The organism is Streptococcus suis, assembly GCA_002831545.1.
Taxonomy (GTDB): Bacteria; Bacillota; Bacilli; order Lactobacillales; family Streptococcaceae; genus Streptococcus; species Streptococcus suis_P.
The window spans coordinates 911,191-930,887 of the sequence record CP025095.1 but is presented as its reverse complement, the minus strand read 5'-3'; the positions used below and the strand labels follow the sequence as shown (position 1 = coordinate 930,887).

Sequence of the window (19,697 nt, the reverse complement as noted above, 5' to 3'; positions counted from 1 at the left end):
GGAATTTTTTATAGTCACCACTCCTCGACTGAGTATAGTATTAGCTATTGGGTCATTGGATAACGAAAAATCCAGAATGTCTATTGGTAAACTGTTTTTCACTTCGTAGTAAAGATAATCTGACATCAAAAAGAATTTTTTAAAATTACTTAAGCTCAAAATTTTCTCATTCTCTTTGTCTGAGAATTCCGATTTTAAATCATCTAAGGCTTCAGAAATTCTTGTTATTATCCTTTGATAGTTTTGACTTACATTTTCCAATGAGTAATCATTTGTATCTTTTAAAACATACTTTTTCAAAACACTAACAGACCTTGAAAATTTCAAAAAATCTCCATAGCTGGTCTTTCTACCCATCGCAAGGTCAAAACCATTTCCTAAAATTAAAATATTTTCCGCCATTCATTCTCCTTTCTATTTTCATTTCTCTCAAATACCACATTTTGTTGAAATAGCTCTTAATTATTATTTTCTATTTTGACAAAATGCTGATTTTGATAAAATAGACTTAAGTTTTTTCATTCTAATTTGACAAAATGGCTGTTTTGAGCAGATAGAAAATAAATCTCAGGGTCTATTTTGACAAATTGAGGGTTTTGTCAAAATACATCTACCCTACCTCCCCCTCAATGGCAGGATTTCTTCCGCAATCATGTTCATATAGTCCTCTTTGAGAGCTTTTTTGTATTTGAGCTTGTTGAGGGCTTGGTCGCCCTTGTTTTCCTTGTAGCTTATATAGTCGTAGGTATCGACCAGGGCTTTTTCTCCGATTTGCTTGTCCTTGCCGACTCGGTAGTTGTCCACGATAAACTGGAGTTCGTCTTCGCCAACACACCAATCTCGTGCTGTGGATACGACTTGCTCACGGATGGTTAGGTCAATCATCTCGTCTAGCTTGTGGGCGATGGATTGGCCCTTGTAATCTTGAGTATTGGTCTGAGCTTCCTGCCAGATTTTTGAGATAAGTTGGGAGAGTTTGGGATTGGTCTTGTCTAAGTCGGCGATGTAGTTGTCCACCATCTTTTTCTCTTTATCAGGAATGACTTGATTTTTACTGTCAATCAGGTTTTGGATGAGAGAGATGATATAGTGGTAATTGATTTCATCCGTACGGACAGACTCCAGCTCGTATTCAATATCAAAAGGCGTATCTTCTATGCCCTCGTCATCCTTCCGCCGTCTGCGGAGTTCTTCGATGACATTTTGGTATTGTCCAGAAAAATTCTCAATATCCTCCAGACTAAGCCCGATTTCCTTGAGAATGTCCTCTTGCTCGTAGTCGGCATAGACCTGTACGGAGGCAAAGAGCTTGTCAAATTCCTGAAAGGCCTTAGCAAAGCGTTTCAACTCGGCATCACTGCTGACATCCAGGTCTGGCACCATTTCAGGATTTGGGGCAATAGCCAGCAACTGCTGAACTTTTTCCTTGAACTTGGCTTTTTCTTCCAACCAAGTCGGAGCCAACACCGCAAACTCGCCACCATTTGAGTAAAGACTGAGGGCCTCGTCAACCTTTTCCTTAAAGCGTTCTGGAGTCTGGAAGGTGACGATTTGTCCAAACTTCTTGCCCTCGTCAAAGAGACGGTTGGTCCGTGAAAAGGCTTGGATGATGTGCTGGGGTTTCATAGGTTGCCTGTCCATGAAAATGGTAGACAAGCACGGAGCATCAAAGCCCGTCAAGAGACGATCCACCACAATGACCAAGTCCAACTGCTCCTCACGGAAGGCATACTTGTCTTTTTTCCGAGCCAAGCGTTCGTTGAGGTCAGTATTATAGGAACCAAGGGTCGCCAGAGTGAAATGCGTACCAAACATGGCATTATAATCCTCCAAGCTCTTGCTCATGTAGTCTTGATTAGCAAAGGAAGACTCTTCATTTTCAGTCACTGAGTATGTGATGGCAACTTTTGGAAAGTCTGGTAAAACCTTCTTGACAGACTCGGAAATCGTCAGGCTCTTCTGTCCTGCCTTGACTTCTTGTATCAGGTCATAGTAGGCTTGGGCACGGGCGATGGACTTGACAGTCAGTAGGCCCTCGTAAGTTTTCCCTACACCGTTTTGGAAACCGAGCTTGCGTTTGGATTTGTTTAAAATGGCATCCAGCACCGTCAGCATGTGCCGTTCATCGTCATAAAACTCGTCTTCGATTTCATCTTCCGCCCAGCCAGGCATGGTGGTCTGATATTCCACTTGGAAACCAAGAACAGCTCGATCATGGATGGCTTCTTTGACTGTGTATTCATGGAGACATGGCCCATACTGTTCTTCTGTCGTCTGGGCTAAATCACCTTTTTGCTCTCGCTTGTTCTCCTTGAAAATAGGAGTACCTGTAAAGCCATACCAAAGCGAGTTGACAAAGAACTGTTCCAAAATCCGCTGGCGTTCTGGGGTGACAGCCCGGTGGCATTCGTCCACAACAAAGGCTAGATTTAGGTTCTTAACACGCTGGTGGAATTTCTCATGAAGCCCCTCTTCAAATTGACGCAGGAGGGTATTGAGTTTTTGAATAGTGGTGACCACGACACGGCGGTCTTCTGAAGACAGATTTTTCAACAAGTGCTGGGTATCGTCCGTCTGGTCAATATCTATCATGTCATTTTCCGCGTAGGATAGAAAGGCAGCGGTGGTCTGCTGGTCAAGGTCTGTCCTATCTATGACAAAAATAGTCTTCTCAATGGATGGAATTTGCAGGAGATTGCGTGCCACCTTGTAGGATGTCAGGGTCTTACCAGAACCAGTTGTGTGCCATATATAGCCTGACTGGCGTAGACGGCTAGCTTCTCTGATAGCTTCGATGGCATGAATTTGATAAGGACGGAGCAGGATAAGGGCTTTTTTGTCGTCGTCGATAACGCTATATTGCATGACCAATTGGTGAGCCATGGGAATGGAAAGGACCTCTCTGGCAAAGTCAAAGAGATGGGGTTGAGCTTGGTTATGCTTGTCTACCCACTTGGTCAAGAAACGATCATTGAGTTTGGATTCCTTGGCTGCTGCTATGTAGCGGGTTTCCGTGATGTTAGACACTACAAACATTTGTAGACTCGAAAAGATACCCTTAAACTGACCTTCTTGCTCATATTTGCGAATTTGACGGAAGGCATCCATATAGGGATGGGAACGGCTCTTGAGCTCAATCTGAATCATGGGAAGACCGTTGATTAAGAGGGTCACATCACCCCGTCTTTGTCTGGCAGCATCCCCACCTGTCACAACTTGGTTGACAACCTCATAACTGGACTTGCCCCCTGCGACATTGTGCCGCCAGATGACCTCTAGTCGGATGGTGCCCAGACTAGCATCTTCCCGCTGGACTTGGACCTTGGCAATACCATTCTCACCTGCTAGCCACTTGGCAGCTTCGTAGAAATTGACAAAGTTGAGCTGGTTCTTGATTTGGTGCTTTTCTTGCTCTGTCAGAGGATGGTCAGCTAGGTGGCGGACGTTATTGGCCTCTAGCTTGGCGAAAAAGTTGGACCAAAGGAGTTCTTCACTATTGAGTTCAGGACGGTAGACCCACTGACTCTCTCCGCTGGTCAGATGGCGGATGAGTTCGTCTTCCATCTGCACTTCATTGGCTGGCTTTTTAGTCTGATAAAGAGCCTGAGGGTCAACCAATTCCCGCTGACCAGGCAACAAGCGTAAGCTAACTTGAAAATCTTTCAAATCCTCTTCATTGACCTTTTGCAAGAGTTTGTGGAGATGCTTACGGAAACCGATTAACTGACCGTGGGCATCTGCTAATTTCTGCTCTGCTTGGGCATAGTGGTCAGGCTTACGCTTGATGTCCAGATACCCTTTGACAATATCGGTCAGGCGGGCTTGTTCCACTTGGTAAACAGCCTCCAACTCTAAGGCATTGTCCTGTCTTTCTAGTTTTTCAAGCAAGCCTGTTTGGTATTCCTCTATGGCTTTCATTTCTTCCAAGAGTTCTGGTGCATAGACTGGTATGTCTAGCATAAGTTGTTTCCAAGTCATCTAGACACCAGCCTTTCGACAACGCAAAAAGCCTGCCAAGACTGGCAGGTTTTGTTTACTATGAAATTGAAAAAAAGTTTTAAATTACTTTGATATATATATATATATATATATATATGCAAATCTATTTAGAAATTTCATATCTCTCTCCAAAAAAATACAAAGATTATGTATGTTTATTTTATCATATTTTAAGCTAGAATGGAATAGAAAAGCAATTGATTTAGTGAGCATGCATTCCCATCCCTCATTTGTGCTTTTTTTATCATTCCATGATACACTAATAGATAAGACGATTTTAGAAAGAAAGATATATGATTACCAAAGAATTCGACACCATTACCGCTATTTCCACCCCTCTCGGTGAGGGCGCTATCGGGATTGTCCGCCTTTCTGGGACGGACGCTTTTGCCATTGCCAGCAAGGTCTTCAAAGGAAAAGACCTTGCGACTGTACCCAGTCACAGCCTCAACTACGGTCATATCATCGACCCTGCGACGGGTCAAGTGCTGGACGAGGTTATGATCGGAGCCATGCGTTCCCCAAAGACCTTCACGCGCGAAGATGTCATTGAGATTAATACCCACGGAGGCATCGCCGTTACCAACGAAATCCTCCAGCTCCTGATTCGCCAAGGGGCTCGAATGGCTGAGCCGGGCGAATTTACCAAGCGTGCCTTTCTCAACGGTCGTGTGGATTTGACTCAGGCCGAGGCCGTCATGGATGTCATCCGTGCCAAGACCGACAAGGCCATGCACAATGCCGTCCGCCAGCTTGACGGCTCCCTCTCCCAGCTCATCAACGACACCCGCCAGGAGATTCTCAACACGCTGGCACAGGTTGAGGTCAACATCGACTACCCTGAGTATGACGACGTCGAGGAGGCGACGACAGAGCTGGTCCGCGAGAAAACCCTCCAGTTCCAAGCGCTTTTGGAAAATCTCCTCCGTACTGCCCGCCGTGGAAAAATCCTGCGTGAAGGCATCGCAACCGCTATTATCGGTCGTCCAAATGTGGGAAAATCCAGCCTGCTCAATAACCTTCTCCGCGAGGAAAAAGCCATCGTTACAGACATCGCAGGAACAACCCGTGACGTTATCGAAGAATACGTCAACATCAAAGGCGTCCCCCTCAAGCTGATTGATACAGCAGGTATCCGTGAAACAGACGACATCGTTGAAAAAATCGGTGTGGAACGGTCCAAAAAAGCCCTTGAGGAGGCCGACCTCATCCTACTAGTCCTCAACGCATCTGAGCCTCTGACCGAGCAAGACCGTAACCTCCTAGCCATTTCCGATATGGCCAACCGCATTGTCCTGCTCAACAAGACCGACCTGGAAGAGCAGATTGAAGTAGACCAACTGCCTGAAGATGTCATTCGCATTTCCGTCTTGAAAAACCAGAATATCGACCAAATCGAAGAGAAAATCAACCAACTCTTCTTTGAAAATGCTGGTCTGGTCGAGCAAGATGCCACCTACCTCTCCAATTCTCGCCACATTTCCCTCATTGAACAAGCCGTCCAAAGCCTACAAGCTGTCAACGATGGGCTGGAAATGGGCATGCCAGTAGACTTGTTACAGGTTGACCTGACCCGCTGTTGGCAAATTTTGGGGGAAATAACAGGGGATGCTGCTCCAGATGAACTCATTACCCAACTCTTTAGCCAATTCTGTCTTGGAAAATAAGAACAAAAGTCATGTAAGAAAACTTGCATGACTTTATTTGTATATTAACACATGATTTCTTGTCTAAGATGACAAATTTTGATATACTAAACAGTGAAAGGAGGTCTTTCCATGAAAAAATCATCATCTGTATTACACTTCTGTCCTGTCTAGTTTTTCCCTTTATTGGCTGGAAACTCTACGCCTACCAGCACAACAAAATAGGCTTAACTGAGAATGCGGATTTCTACTTGGTTTATCCCGGTAAGGTCGAAGCCTTTCAGCTAAATGGGCAAGAGCCAGAACTGCTTCATACCCAAAAGATGAATTCTCAAGGGTATTTTGGCTCTGGTGAAAATTATGTCATAGACAATCGGTATCTAGTCTTTGCCAACGATCAGCAAAAATTCATTAACGACAATCTGATATCCATCGATTTCAATACTGGCACTGTCTTGCGAAAGCCAAGTCAGTATAGTAGCTATATCAGTGGTACAGATGGACAAAACTTTTATACAGCGGGGCCCTATCACAAACTAGCGCAATTTGACAGGAATTTTGATACCATTCAAACCCACGTTTTAAACGATGACTTCATACCAAATGCTCCAGTCATGGTAGACCAAACGTCAGTCTATTTAACTGGTTTTGTGAAAGATTTTACCCAAGATGGATCTGAAGAAAATGTCCTAGTGATATTTGATAAGAAGGATTTTTCGAAACAAGAGGTATTTAAGTACGACAATACCATTGCCACAGGAGAGGGGCTTTTGATCAATGGAACCATCTATCTCCCAAATTTAGGGAAAAAAACAAGTGAGTATGAGGACATTGAACAGTCATCCGAACTCTTGGCCTTTGATACAAAAACAAAAACATTTTCGTCCGTAACTTTAGAGCACCACTCACCAAGTACCCTCCATGCTCTCAAAGACGAAAACCTTCTTCTCATCGAGCATCAAAATGGTATGTTTAGCCCACTTTCCTTTACTATTTACAATACCCAAACTGGCGAGCAATCCTATCATACTTTGAAGGACTTAAATCCCCGTCCTCATTACATCGACCATATCCATCAAATCGATGACAAGCGCTTAATGATTATTTTGGCAAATCAACTCCTTATCTATGATACGGAGGCTAAGAGCATTATCAACCAGACCACTCTGTCAGAAGACTACGTTTCTGGAATTTGGATCAATCCATAAAATAAAGAACTCGGCTCCCTGAGCCGAGTTCTTTATTCGTTATCCTTTAAATCCACACTTGGAACGGTTGTTGCCGCATCATTTGTTGCCTGGAAGAGCTCTACTTTTTCATAGCCAAATAGGTTGGCATAGATGGACGTCGGGAACCGTTTGATTTTTTTATTATAGGCAGTTGCTACCGCATTATAATCCTTGCGGGCAACTAAAATCCGATTTTCAGTCCCCTCTAGCTCGGTAATGAGGTCAGATACCTGTTGGTTGGCTGTTAATTGCGGATAATTTTCCGTCACCATCAGCAAGCGAGACACAGCCGAATCCAGCTGGCTTTGGGCTTGATTGTAGTCACTGGTCCCTACTTGGCTGGAACCGATTTTCGCACGTGCATCCGCAATGGCTGTGAAAATCTCTTCCTCATGCTCCATGGCGCCTTTGACAGCTGCGACTACATTGGGTATTAAGTCATAGCGACGTTGCAACTGTGTGTCTACATTGGCTTGCGCATTTTCAACCTCAGCATAACTGTCAACTAAGCCATTGTATTGCCCAACTGCGCCCATTCCTAAAAATAGCAGAGCGAAAACTGGGATTAGTATGGCTAACCATTTCTTTTTCATAAACATTTTCCTTTCTTACCAACCAGATGAGGCTCCGCCACCGCCACCACCGCCGCCAGACCAACCACCTCCACCATAGGATGATGAAGATGATGAAGAATGGGAAGAATGATTGTTGTGGTAATGATGGTGGTCATCTACCAACATCCAAAGCAGATTACCTGGACCACCGCCTCGACCACGGCTAGCCTTATCAATAATTCCAAAAATTATGAAGATTAGTATTAGAATTAAAAACAATACAAAACTATCACTTTCCGCACTGGTCCTTTCTTCCATGGCTGCCAGTTGTTCCTGACCCAGACTAGTCCCGTAGAAGCGATCTCCGATGGATTGGACAATGTAGGTCACTCCGCCATTATAGTCTTCCTGACGGAAAAATTCTCTAGCATTATCTAGAATGTCCTTGGCTTCCACATCTGTCAACACCGTGGCAGCATTGTCGGAGGTCTCTATCCGAAACTCCCTGTCGTCTATGGCAATCACCAAGAGGATACCATTGTCTGTCCCAGCAAAGCCAACCTGCCATGCACGAAAGGTTTCGTTTGCCAGACTTTCAATATCCCTTGAAAGACTTTCAGTCACATAGACCCCAACCTGCAGTTGTTGCTCGCTAGCTGCCCAAGTCTGATTGAGCTGGTCAATGCTGGCGATGGTTTCACTGGAAAGAAGATTGGTTTCATCAACCACCGTCGTAGCAATAGGACGGTCTGGAATTCCCTCAGCTTGTGCCAGGCTAGGCAGACCTAGACTGAACAATAAAAGCAAGAAACCTAATAAATAGAACAGATACTTTTTCATACGGCACCTCCTCTGAAGGTAGAAACAACATCTTTATATTATTGTATCATTTTTACCTTGTTTTTCAAGTATTTGCATAAGTATATTTTGTAATTGAGGGATAATTTCAGCTTGAAACCAGGGATTCTTTGCCTGCCAGATATTATTCCTTGGGGAGGGATGAGGCAACGGAAAATAGGTGGGAAGGTAATCATCTGCATGTTTCACTCTCTCCGTCAGGTTCCTTTGGGATTTTTCCAAATAATATTCTTGAGCATAATTGCCTACCAATATGGTCAGTTCAAGCTCTGGCAGTTGGTCCAGAATAAGCGGGTGCCATTTGGGAGCGAAATCCTTGCGAGGCGGCAAATCCCCAGACTTCCCTTTTCCTGGATAATAGAAATCCATAGGAAGAATAGCAAAATGACCCGATTCAAAAAAAGTCTGACGATCCACGCCCAACCATTGACGAAGGTTGTCACCACTGGCGTCGTCAAATAAACGCCCTTTTTCCTGGGTTTTCAAGCCAGGCGCCTGTCCAATAATGAGAATTTTTGCGGTCGAAGGGGCTTGGAAAAGGGGGTCTATTCCCTTGTTCGTAAAGTCTCGGTTAGCAACATCCTCAATGATGGCTTGACGAATATCAGCAAGTTCCACGATGTCCTACTTTCTTGACCATGGTCACATCTTCTTCTAAGGTTCGGAAACCATATTTTTGGTAGAAAAAATAGGCTGGAAGGTTGCGTTCGGTTTGCAAAAGAATATGAACAATCTGTCTTCTCTCCAACTGCTCCTCAATTCTTTTTAGGAAATCTTGTCCGATTCCTCTGCCTTGGTAGTGACGAGAGATACATAGCTCTTCAATTCGATACTCTGTTCCCTCATACCAATAGCGAATGTAACCTAGGGAAAGGGCAATGAGCTTATCTTGATCAAACAAACCAAAACAAAGGGCTCGTGGATGTCCCAGTAAATCACCTAAGTAGCAATCTAATTGTTCCTCATCTGACCAATCATCATTCCAAGGTTCTTGGCTGAAAACAGATAAAAATAATTCTTTAACCATTTCCATGTCTGAAAAACAAAGTTCTTTCAGTTCCATATTTCCTCCTAAAAAGGGAGTGGGAAAGAACTCGACTAGTAAAAAAAGAGTTCGTCAACAAGTCTTTATTTCTAGTTGTTGAGCTGAAACAGTCTATTCCCAGACTGTTTCACTCCCACCCCCGCACAGCTCAAACTGTCTGGGAGACAGTTTGAGGTTGGAGATGAAGCGAACTTTGTTCGCAACAGTCGTAATGGTCAGGTTTGGAGTGTTGAGCACGAACAAATCTGCCAATCAACCACTGCGCTGAGATGTTGACACGAACTCTGAAAAGTGGTGCTAGGCTTTTTGCCCAGCCTCTCATGTATTACTTAATGAGTTCGTAGATAGCTTCTGCATAAATAGCAGCTGCGCGGTAGAGTTGCTCAACTTCAATAAATTCGTTGGCTTGGTGCATGGTGTTGACATCGCCTGGGAACATGGCTCCGTAGGCAACACCTCGTTTGAGCAAGCGTCCAAATGTTCCTCCACCGATTACTTGTTCGTGACCTTTCAAGCCTGTGTGTTTTTCATAAACAGACAGGAGGGTTGCGACCATTGGGTCATCGATTGGGCAATAGTGTGGGGTATGGCCATGCTCAGACAGGCTAACAGCTTCCACGTCCAGTTTTTCCAAACCAGCCTTGATGGTTTCTGGGTTGGTATTTTTTGGATAACGGAAGTTGAGGGCAATGGTATTGTCTGATGAAGTTTCGTCAAATTTGAAAACACCTGCGTTCATAGAAAGGGCACCCATTTGCTCATCGTAGATGGCTACGCCGAGTTTTTTAGCGTCATAGTCTTCCAGAAGGACTTGTCCTGCTAAGTCAAGATAGGATTTTGCTGCTCCGTCAAAGGCGAATTGGCTGAGGAATTTTGCCAAATAGGTTGCTCCGTTGACCCCTTCTTCTGGGGTTGAACCGTGGGCTGATTTTCCGATGACGGTCACTTGAACTTGACCGTTTTCAAGAGTTTCCGCGTCAGCTTTTAAGCCGTAAGCAGCTGTGAAATCTGCCAACTTGCTGTCCAGGTCTGCTAGTTCGCCAGAAATAATAGCTGTCGCAGACTCAGGCACCATGTTCTCACGCAGGCCGCCTGTGAAGGAATGCAGTTTAGCAGCTCCGCTATTTTCCCCTGCAAAATGAAGATAAGCTGTGATATTGCCCTTTTCGCCGTTGATAATCGGGAACTCAGCGTCTGGAGAAAATCCGAAATCTGGTAATGGGAGACCGACATGCTCGAAGTAGTAATCCATGTCTGCCCAGCCTGACTCTTCGTCGGTACCGACGATGAAACGGACTTTTTTAGAGGTCGGAAGGCCCAACTCCTTGATGATTTTCAAGCCGTAGTAACAAGCCATGGTCGGTCCCTTGTCATCAGAAGATCCGCGGGCAAAGAGCTTGCCGTCAATGATTTGCGGCTCGTAAGGGTCGGTGTTCCAACCGCTTCCTGCTGGCACCACGTCCAAGTGACCAAAGATACCAAGGACTTCGTCGCCCTCGCCAAATTCAAAGTGACCTGCGTAGTTATCGACATTTTTAGTTGGATAGCCATCACGCTGAGCAATTTCCAGGAACTTGTCCAAGGCACGCACTGGTCCAGGACCAAATGGATGCTGGGCATCTGCCTGGCTGTCGTCACGCTCAGAATTGATGCGTAAGAGGTCAAAGAGGTCCGCTAGAAACTCATCTTTGCGTTTGTCAAACTCTGCTCTAAAATTAACTGTCATTTGTTCTCCTTTTCAGTATCGTCATTTGGTTTATCTTTTATTACTTCGACGAGCGAGGAAACATCGTTTCCTTATTTCCAACTTCAAACACTCCACTGGAGTGTTTGAACTCACCTTGCCTAACGCCAGTTATGCCTGCGGCTGTGGACACAAACTCTGTTTGTTTCATCTCCGACCTTCAAAGGTTCCCCGAACCTTTGAAGGTAGTTCTAAAAGTAAACCAAAAGACTATATCAAAGTAAGTCTATTTTATCATAAAATGAAAGAGATTTCAGAAGTAAAGCGAAGAAAAAAAGTTGGTCTCCCAACTTCTTTCTATTTTTTCCAAGTAGATCGTTCTGCTACAACTGTAAACAAAACATCGGTTGATGAATTGAGGGCTGTTTCACAAGAATCTTGAATCACTCCGACTACAAATCCTACTCCAACAACCTGCATGGCGATTTCATTTGGAATACCAAATAGGCTACATGCTACTGGAATGAGGAGAGGAGAGGAGAGGAGAGGAGAGGAGAAGAGAAGCGAGCCACCTGCTACCCCAGATGCTCCTGCAGCTGATAGAGATGCGACAACAGATAAAAGAAGGGCCGAACTGAAATCAACTGTGATACCAAGTGTATGTACTGCAGCCATTGTCAAAATATTGATGGTAATGGCAGCTCCTGCCATATTATTTGTGGCACCGAGCGGAATGGATACTGAGTATGTATCTGGATCCACTCCTAAACGTTTGCAGAGCTGCATATTGACAGGAATATTAGCTGCTGAACTTCTTGTAAAAAATGCCGTAACCCCACTAACTCGAAGACATTCAAATACCAGCGGGTAAGGATTTTTTTCATTACAAAAAAAGCAATCAAGGTATTGACAACAAGCGCAACAAAAAACATGCTTCCAACCAAGAGTAATAGCAGTAAACCATAGTCTTTTAAAGCTGTCAGACCATTATTTGCAATGGTATCGAAAACCAAGCCCATGATACCAAATGGTGCCAGACCAATAATCCAGCCTACAACTTTAGAAGTCACTTCTGCCGCAGATTTCAATAAATCTTTGGTTGTCTTGCTTGCACGACGAAAGGCCAAGCCAAACACTGCCGCCCATGTCAAAACACCAATATAATTAGCCGTTGCAAGAGCATTGACCAGATTGTCGACTATTTTCAATAACAAATCTTGGAATACTTCAGAAATCCCTTGTGGAGGAGTAATGTCCGTAGTCGTTGTAGTAGAAAGAACCAGTTTAATAGGGAATAAATAGCTTGCTCCTACAGCAATGAAGGCCGCAGCAAAAGTACCAAATAGATACAAGCAGATAACTGTCCTCATATTCGATTTTTGACCAGCAGGAGCTTGTGATAGAGCATGTGCTACCAAGGTCAGAACCAAAAGAGGGGCTATAGCTTTCAATGCTCCTACAAATAGACTACCAAAGAGAGAAATCATCGTGAACTGTGGAACACTCAATCCCAAGACTAATCCTAATACTACCCCAATACTGATTTTCCGTATTAAACTCATCTTTTTCCAGATAGAGATTATATTTTTCAAACAATTACCTCCAAACAAACATTTTTCCATAATAGCAGAAAAACGAGGCTTGGTCAATAGAATAAAAAATGAGTATCAGGTAGTGAAAATCTGAAAAGCATGTAATAACATTTTCGTCTTTACAAACTGAAACAAAAAGCCACCTTTCGGCAGCTTGTTGCTTAAGTCAATTCATTAAAATCCCATACATCGTCAACCCAACCCTCATAGAAATCAGGCTCGTGGCAGACCATGAGAATTGAGCCCTTGTAGGCTTGAAGGGCACGTTTGAGTTCATCCTTGGCATCCACATCCAAGTGGTTAGTCGGCTCGTCGAGAACCAAGACATTATTTTCACGGTTCATAAGCAAACAGAAACGAACTTTGGCCTGCTCACCACCTGAAAGAACTTGAATTTGGCTTTCGATATGCTTGGAAGTCAGACCACAACGAGCCAAGGCTGCTCGTACTTCCGCTTGGTTCAGAGCAGGAAAGGCATCCCAAACCGCTTCCAGTGGGGTCTGACGATTGCCTCCAGCTACTTCTTGCTCGAAATAGCCTAGTTCCAAATACTCCCCACGCTCCACAGAACCGCCCAGCGGTGGAATAATCCCTAGCAAACTTTTAAGAAGAGTAGATTTACCGATACCGTTGGCACCGACAATGGCAATCTTCTGGTTGCGTTCAAAGGTCAAATTGAGCGGTTTACGTGTCAATACACGGTCATAACCAATTTCCAAATCAGTCGTTTGGAAGATAAAGCGACTTGGAGTTCGAGCCATTTTGAAATCAAATGATGGCTTTGGTTTCTCTGCTTGAAGCTCAATAATCTCCATCTTGTCCAGCTTCTTCTGACGAGACATGGCCATGTTTCGAGTTGCAACACGAGCCTTATTACGGTTAACGAAGTCCTGCAAGTCTGCGATTTCCTTCTGCTGGCGCTCATAGGCTGCCTCTAACTGAGCCCGCTTCATAGCATGTACTTCTTGGAATTGGTAATAGTCGCCTGTGTAACGAGTCAAGAGCTGATTTTCCACATGGTAGACAATGTTAATCACATCATTCAAGAAAGGAATGTCATGCGAAATCAAGACAAAGGCATTTTCATAGTTCTGCAAGTAGCGTTTGAGCCAGTCGATGTGTTCAGCATCCAAGTAGTTGGTCGGCTCATCCAGAAGCAAGATGTCAGGCTTTTCCAAGAGCAATTTTGCCAAAAGAACCTTAGTCCGTTGTCCCCCTGATAACTCCGTCACATCCTTGTCCATGCCATAATCCATGACACCAAGCGCACGCGCTACTTCGTCAATCTTGGCATCAAGCGTATAGAAATCACGGCTTTCCAGACGGTCTTGCAGCTCACCAACCTCTTCCATGAGGGCATCCATATCAGCACCCTCTTCTGCCATAGACATGTAAATGTCATTGATACGAGCTTCTGTCTTGAAGAGTTCATCGAATGCTGTCCGCAAGACATCACGGACTGATTGACCCTTTTCTAGTTTAGCATGCTGGTCCAAATAACCTGCCGTTACATAACGTGACCATTCTACCTTGCCCTCATCTGGCTGCAATTGCCCTGTTACAATAGACATGAAGGTTGATTTTCCCTCACCATTGGCACCCACAAGTCCGATATGCTCCCCTTTCAAGAGACGGAAGGAGACATTCTCAAAAATCGCACGGTCACCAAAACCATGACTTAAATTCTTTACTTCTAAAATACTCATAATTTCCTCACAACATCAAAGAACTGGAGTAACCAAACTCCAGTTTTTACTTTTATTTTCACTGTCTTTAGAGTAGCCTACTCAATCTTCTAGATTTAGACAATGTAATCAGCTCAAAGAATGATTGATTTCTGCTTAAATTCCAATTTCTGCACGGACCACATCAGCAATGGTGTCCACATAGTAATCGACTTCAGCATCCGTTGGCGCTTCTGCCATGACACGCAAGAGGGGCTCGGTACCACTTGGGCGAACCAAGATACGACCGTTGCCAGCCATTTCTGCTTCCATTTTTTCAATGATAGCCGCAATAGCAGGCACTTCCATTGCCTTGTCTTTCATGCTGTTTTCCACACGGATATTGACCAATTTTTGTGGGTAAATGGTCACTTCTGCTACCAATTCTGACAACTTCTTACCAGTTTCTTTCATGATTTTGGTCAATTGCACAGCGGTCAACTGGCCGTCGCCTGTGGTGTTATAATCCATCAGAATCACATGTCCTGACTGCTCACCACCGACATTGTAGCCTTCCTTGCGCATTTCTTCAACCACATAACGGTCACCAACTGCGGTCACAGCTTTTTCAATACCTTCACGATCCAAAGCCTTATGGAAACCAAGGTTAGACATAACAGTTGTCACAATGGTATTTTTAGCAAGTAACCCCTTTTCTGCTAAGTACTTGCCGACGATATACATGATGCGGTCGCCATCTACCAAATCACCATTTTCATCGACGGCAATCAAGCGGTCACTGTCACCATCAAAGGCAAGTCCAATTTGACTACCTGTTTCCTTGACCAGTTCTTGCAATTTTTCAGGATGAGTTGAGCCAACGCCTTCATTAATATTCAATCCGTCTGGATGTTCAGCCATAACGGTTAAATCAGCTCCCAAATCCGCAAAAATTTGACGAGCAGAGGTTGAGGCAGCGCCATTGGCAGTATCCAAGGCAACTTTCATACCTTCTAGCTGAATACCTGTTGAAACAAGGAAGGATTCATATTTACGCAAGCCTTCCGGATAATCAACCACATCGCCCAAGCCTTGTGCAGATGGACGAGGAAGTGTATCTTCTTCAGCATCCAAGAGAGCTTCAATCTCTGCTTCCAAAGCATCATCCAACTTGAAGCCGTCACCTGCAAAGAATTTGATACCGTTATCTTGCGCTGGGTTATGACTTGCAGAAATCATGACACCTGCACTTGCTTTTTCAGTTTTGACTAGGTGGGCAACACCCGGTGTCGCCAAAACTCCCAATTTATACACATGAATCCCTACTGATAGAAGTCCTGCAATCAAGGCAGCCTCTAACATTTGACCTGAGATACGTGTGTCACGCGCCACAAAGACACGAGGAACATCCGTCTCATGCTGGCTAAGGACATAACCACCAAAACGACCCAATTTGAATGCTAATTCTGGCGTTAATTCTACGTTTGCTTCTCCACGGACACCATCTGTCCCAAAATATTTACCCATTTTCATAACCTCTTATTTTGTTTTTGTAAGTATAATTTGCATATTTGCTTCCGTCTGAGACAGTACAACTGGCAAGACATTGCCGTCGCTATCTACAGCCTGTAATTTAGCTGTACCACTATAATTCTCAGACAGATTGCTCACATCCATCGCAACAGCTTCGACCTGATCAATCTTAGCCATTGTTTCTTCATCCGTTGTCACTTTAACGGTATCTACGTTGACTGAAACTTTAGACAGACTGTAACCTTCTGCCAATTGATTACTATAGACTCGACCTGCTACTGGGAATGCCTTGCTAACTTTTTTACCAATCTTAACTGTAATCGCATCTGGTGCTAGTGTCGCACTCACTCCTGCTGGCAAATTAGTCAATTGTAGCTTGACAGTCTGTGTCCCATCACTCAACTCTCTCAAATCCGCAGTCACTTGAAACGTCCGAGTTGACTCATCGGATTCTCTCTGTAGGAGAACACGATTAGAGCCCCTTAATTCAACTGCTACCGTCGAAGAAAATCCGGAAATAAAATACTTGTTTGTATCATATTCAATCTCAATCGGTACATTGCTCAGTGTGTGAACATAGGTTTCTGACTCCGTGTTCTGTGCAGCTGTTTCTGAATTTTTATAGTTGGTGGTTGTTGCATAGAAAAAGAGCAACAATGCTAGAAAAATAGATAAGGCTAAGTGACCTACAGCTTTAAACTTATCATTCATGTTTGCCACCTCCTAATCGCTTCCAGATGGACTTCTTCTCTACATTTTCAGAAATAAAAGTCGCTCGCAACTCTGCTTCAAACTCATCCAAAGTCAAATCATGTTTAAATATCCCGTTTCGTGCAATAGAGATACTGCCAGTTTCTTCAGAAACAATAAACACAAACGCATCAGATACCTCCGATAAGCCAATGGCTGCACGATGTCGTGTTCCAAATTCCTTTGAAATTCCTGCGCTTTCTGACAGGGGCAAATAAGCACAAGCAACAGCTACCTTGTCTTCCTTGACAATTACAGCCCCATCATGTAACGGTGTATTCGGGATGAAAATATTTATTAACAATTCCTGCGATATATCCGCATTGAGTGGAATCCCCGTTGCTCTATATTCTTGCAATGTTTGGGCTTGTTCTACTGCCACAAGTGCACCAATTTTACGCGGAGACATATAAGCAACCGATTTGAGAAAAGCAACAATTAACTTTTCTTCTGCACTCACTGTATTTGTCCCAAAAATCTGAGTTGTCCTACCGAGTTTTTCAAGCATAGCACGCAACTCTGGTGCAAAAATAACTACTGCTGCAATAACCCCATACGTGATTACTTGATTAATCAGCCAAGCAATCGTCTGCAGACCGAATAAACTCGCTATAATCTGGACAATAATGAAGAGAAAAACCCCTCGAATCAATGTCATAATTTTAGTACCTGCAATAGACTTACTAAAATTATAAATCAAATAAACAACTATACTAATATCAATTAGGTGCAACAATGCGGTCCAAGGACTGGCTATCAAACTCGACCAATACCCTGTATCCAGTAACTGGTTTAGGTTTAACATATCATTCTCATACTTTCTAACTCATACATAGTAATGTACCCATTATACCATATTTTCCCCTTTTCTTTAGAAAATAGTGACCTTCCTGTTAAAAATAGTACAGATTTACTGCAGGAATATATCACGTTCCAACACACTCCATTCTAGAAAATCAGTGACCTTTATGATAAAATAATCCCATGAAAATAAATACAGCTTTGGGTATTCTAGCAGGAAAAAGCTCCCAGTTCATTTTGAAAAAACTAGGACGTGGTACTACTCTGCCTGGGAAAATTGCCCTCAAATTCGATAAACATATTTTAGATAGTTTGGCTAAGGATTATGAAGTCGTTGTTGTGACAGGTACTAACGGTAAGACTCTGACCACCGCCCTGACAGTTGGCATCCTCCAAGAAGCCTTTGGCGAAATTACGACCAATACCAGCGGTGCCAATATGATTACAGGGATTACGGCAACATTTTTATCTGCCAAGAAAAATAAAAACGGCAAGAAGATTGCCGTCTTGGAGATTGATGAGGCTAGCTTGGCCCGTGTGACCGATTTTATCAAGCCTAGCTTGATTGTCTTTACCAATATCTTCCGTGATCAGATGGATCGCTACGGGGAGATTTATACCACCTACCAGATGATTTTGGACGGGGCTGCCAAGGCACCAGAGGCGACCATTCTCGCCAACGGTGATAGTCCGCTTTTCAACTCGACGAACGTTATCAATCCAGTTAAGTATTACGGTTTTGCAACAGAAGAACATGAGCCTCGTCTGGCTCATTACAATACCGAAGGTGTTCTCTGTCCGCATTGCCACCAGATTATCCAGTACAAGCTCAATACCTACGCCAACTTGGGTAGCTATATCTGTACCAACTGCGGCTTTAGCCGACCTGAGCTGGACTACAAGTTGACCGAACTAAAAGAAATCACCAATACTTCTTCTACCTTTGCCATTGACGGTCAGGATTATAAGATTAACATCGGAGGCCTCTACAACATCTACAATGCCCTAGCAGCTGTCAGCGTAGCAGAATTTTTCGGTGTAGCTCCTGAGAAAATCAAGGCAGGATTTGACAAATCTAAGGCAGTCTTCGGCCGCCAAGAAACCTTTAAGTTGGGTGATAAAGATTGTACATTGGTCTTGATTAAAAACCCTGTCGGTGCAACCCAGGCTATTGAAATGATGAAACTGGCTCCATACGATTTTAGCCTGTCCGTCCTTCTCAATGCCAACTACGCTGACGGAATTGATACCAGCTGGATTTGGGATGCTGACTTTGAACAAATTACCCAAATGGACATTCCACAAGTCTTTGCAGGTGGTGTCCGCTCGTCTGAAATCGCCCGTCGCCTCCGTGTGACTGGCTATCCTGAGAACCAGATTACTGAAACGCCGAAACTGGAAGACATCATGGCCTTGATTGAGCAATCGAGTAGCCAACATGCTTATATTTTAGCTACTTATACAGCTATGCTCGAATTCCGCGACCTGCTGGCTCAACGCCAAGCCGTTGGAAAGGAGATGAAATAATGGTCTATACGTCATTAAAAAGTCCTGAAAAAGACTACACTTACGATCTCCACATCGCCCACCTCTACGGTGATTTGATGAACACCTACGGGGACAACGGCAATATCCTCATGCTCAAGTATGTGGCTGAAAAGCTGGGGGCTCGTGTTCAGGTGGACATCGTTTCGCTGACAGATGAATTTGACAAAAATTTCTACGACATCGCCTTTTTCGGTGGTGGTCAGGACTATGAGCAGTCTATTTTAGCCAAGGATTTACCAACTAAAAAAGACAGCCTAGCAGACTTTATCGAAAACGATGGTGTCATGCTGGCTATCTGCGGTGGCTTCCAATTGCTCGGGCAATATTACATCGAAGCTGGTGGCCGCAAGATTGACGGTCTAGGAATCATGGGCCATTACACCCTCAACCAGACCAATAACCGCTATATCGGCGACATCAAAATTCACAATGAGGAGTTCAACGAAACCTACTACGGTTTCGAAAATCACCAAGGTCGCACCTTCCTAGCTGACAACCAAAAACCGCTAGGCAAGGTCGTTTACGGCAATGGCAACAATAAGAAAGACGGTGGCGAAGGCATGCACTATAAAAATACCTTCGGCAGCTACTTCCACGGACCAATCCTGTCCCGCAATGCCAACCTAGCCTACCGCTTGGTCATAACTTCCCTCCGTAAAAAATACGGACAAGACATCCAACTTGCTAGCTACGCTGACATCCTCAGCAAAGAAGTCGCTGAAGAATACGGCGATGTAAAAAGCAAGGCAGAATTTGAGAAATAAAGCAAAACCGCTTCTGATATCCAGAGGCGG

General features: G+C 44.0%; 15 protein-coding genes and 3 pseudogenes. 5 read left to right on the top strand and 13 right to left on the bottom strand.

Going from position 1 to position 19,697, the window contains the following annotated elements:
- Positions 1 to 315: 315 nt before the first annotated feature.
- Both CWM22_04630 and CWM22_04625 read right to left on the bottom strand, forming a co-directional pair.
- Positions 316 to 402 (bottom strand): annotated as a pseudogene (locus tag CWM22_04630) (hypothetical protein).
- 213 nt (positions 403 to 615) lie between these two features.
- Positions 616 to 3,978, bottom strand: coding sequence for a DEAD/DEAH box helicase (locus CWM22_04625; protein ID AUC91241.1), 3,363 nt, complete (start codon positions 3,976 to 3,978; stop codon positions 616 to 618).
- 314 nt (positions 3,979 to 4,292) lie between these two features.
- On the opposite strand from CWM22_04625, the gene CWM22_04620 reads away from it, so the two are divergent.
- The gene (locus tag CWM22_04620; GenBank protein ID AUC91240.1) at positions 4,293 to 5,666 is read left to right on the top strand and encodes a tRNA uridine-5-carboxymethylaminomethyl(34) synthesis GTPase MnmE; all 1,374 of its coding nucleotides are present in this window, start codon (positions 4,293 to 4,295) and stop codon (positions 5,664 to 5,666) included.
- A 68-nt stretch (positions 5,667 to 5,734) separates the two neighbouring features.
- Positions 5,735 to 6,853, top strand: a complete 1,119-nt coding sequence (locus CWM22_04615) for a hypothetical protein (protein AUC91239.1) — start codon at positions 5,735 to 5,737, stop codon at positions 6,851 to 6,853.
- A 32-nt stretch (positions 6,854 to 6,885) separates the two neighbouring features.
- Here the strand turns inward: CWM22_04615 and CWM22_04610 are convergent, their stop codons facing one another.
- The 6 genes and pseudogenes from CWM22_04610 to pepV form a co-directional block, all read right to left on the bottom strand.
- Positions 6,886 to 7,467, bottom strand: a complete 582-nt coding sequence (locus CWM22_04610) for a LemA family protein (protein ID AUC91238.1) — start codon at positions 7,465 to 7,467, stop codon at positions 6,886 to 6,888.
- A gap of 15 nt (positions 7,468 to 7,482) precedes the next feature.
- On the bottom strand, positions 7,483 to 8,268 hold the full coding sequence (locus CWM22_04605; protein ID AUC91237.1) for a TPM domain-containing protein: 786 nt from the start codon (positions 8,266 to 8,268) through the stop codon (positions 7,483 to 7,485).
- A 33-nt stretch (positions 8,269 to 8,301) separates the two neighbouring features.
- Entirely contained in the window at positions 8,302 to 8,904 is a 603-nt protein-coding gene (locus CWM22_04600; protein AUC91236.1) for a uracil-DNA glycosylase, read from the bottom strand.
- Positions 8,891 to 9,349, bottom strand: a complete 459-nt coding sequence (locus tag CWM22_04595; protein AUC91235.1) for an N-acetyltransferase — start codon at positions 9,347 to 9,349, stop codon at positions 8,891 to 8,893. Before CWM22_04595 ends, CWM22_04600 begins: the two co-directional genes overlap by 14 nt.
- Positions 9,350 to 9,442: 93 nt before the next feature.
- Positions 9,443 to 9,653: pseudogene (locus CWM22_04590) on the bottom strand (hypothetical protein).
- A gap of 3 nt (positions 9,654 to 9,656) precedes the next feature.
- Positions 9,657 to 11,057 carry a dipeptidase PepV gene (pepV, locus tag CWM22_04585; GenBank protein AUC91234.1) on the bottom strand — a complete coding sequence of 467 codons (1,401 nt, stop codon included), beginning with the start codon at positions 11,055 to 11,057 and terminating at the stop codon, positions 9,657 to 9,659.
- Between pepV and CWM22_04580 the strand changes: the two genes are divergently transcribed.
- Positions 11,026 to 11,457, top strand: a complete 432-nt coding sequence (locus CWM22_04580) for a hypothetical protein (protein ID AUC91233.1) — start codon at positions 11,026 to 11,028, stop codon at positions 11,455 to 11,457. The two genes, pepV and CWM22_04580, sit on opposite strands and share 32 nt — an antisense overlap.
- Here CWM22_04580 and CWM22_04575 read toward each other — a convergent pair.
- The 5 genes and pseudogenes from CWM22_04575 to CWM22_04555 all read right to left on the bottom strand — a co-directional run bounded on the left by CWM22_04575 (position 11,373) and on the right by CWM22_04555 (position 17,359).
- A pseudogene (locus tag CWM22_04575) lies at positions 11,373 to 12,607 on the bottom strand (serine/threonine transporter SstT). The gene CWM22_04580 and the pseudogene CWM22_04575 overlap by 85 nt on opposite strands.
- Positions 12,608 to 12,768: 161 nt before the next feature.
- On the bottom strand, positions 12,769 to 14,313 hold the full coding sequence (locus CWM22_04570) for an ABC transporter ATP-binding protein (GenBank protein ID AUC91232.1): 1,545 nt from the start codon (positions 14,311 to 14,313) through the stop codon (positions 12,769 to 12,771).
- Positions 14,314 to 14,448: 135 nt separating this feature from the next.
- Positions 14,449 to 15,798 (bottom strand): phosphoglucosamine mutase, encoded by a 1,350-nt coding sequence (locus tag CWM22_04565; GenBank protein ID AUC91231.1) that lies wholly within the window; start codon positions 15,796 to 15,798, stop codon positions 14,449 to 14,451.
- A gap of 12 nt (positions 15,799 to 15,810) precedes the next feature.
- Positions 15,811 to 16,515, bottom strand: coding sequence for a hypothetical protein (locus tag CWM22_04560; GenBank protein ID AUC91230.1), 705 nt, complete (start codon positions 16,513 to 16,515; stop codon positions 15,811 to 15,813).
- On the bottom strand, positions 16,508 to 17,359 hold the full coding sequence (locus tag CWM22_04555; GenBank protein AUC91229.1) for a TIGR00159 family protein: 852 nt from the start codon (positions 17,357 to 17,359) through the stop codon (positions 16,508 to 16,510). The genes CWM22_04560 and CWM22_04555 overlap by 8 nt, the downstream gene beginning before the upstream one ends.
- 179 nt (positions 17,360 to 17,538) lie before the next feature.
- Between CWM22_04555 and CWM22_04550 the strand changes: the two genes are divergently transcribed.
- Together CWM22_04550 and CWM22_04545 are read left to right on the top strand one after the other, a co-directional pair.
- On the top strand, positions 17,539 to 18,882 hold the full coding sequence (locus CWM22_04550; protein AUC91228.1) for a DUF1727 domain-containing protein: 1,344 nt from the start codon (positions 17,539 to 17,541) through the stop codon (positions 18,880 to 18,882).
- The gene (locus CWM22_04545; GenBank protein ID AUC91227.1) at positions 18,882 to 19,667 is read left to right on the top strand and encodes a glutamine amidotransferase; all 786 of its coding nucleotides are present in this window, start codon (positions 18,882 to 18,884) and stop codon (positions 19,665 to 19,667) included. The genes CWM22_04550 and CWM22_04545 overlap by 1 nt, the downstream gene beginning before the upstream one ends.
- Positions 19,668 to 19,697: the final 30 nt, after the last annotated feature.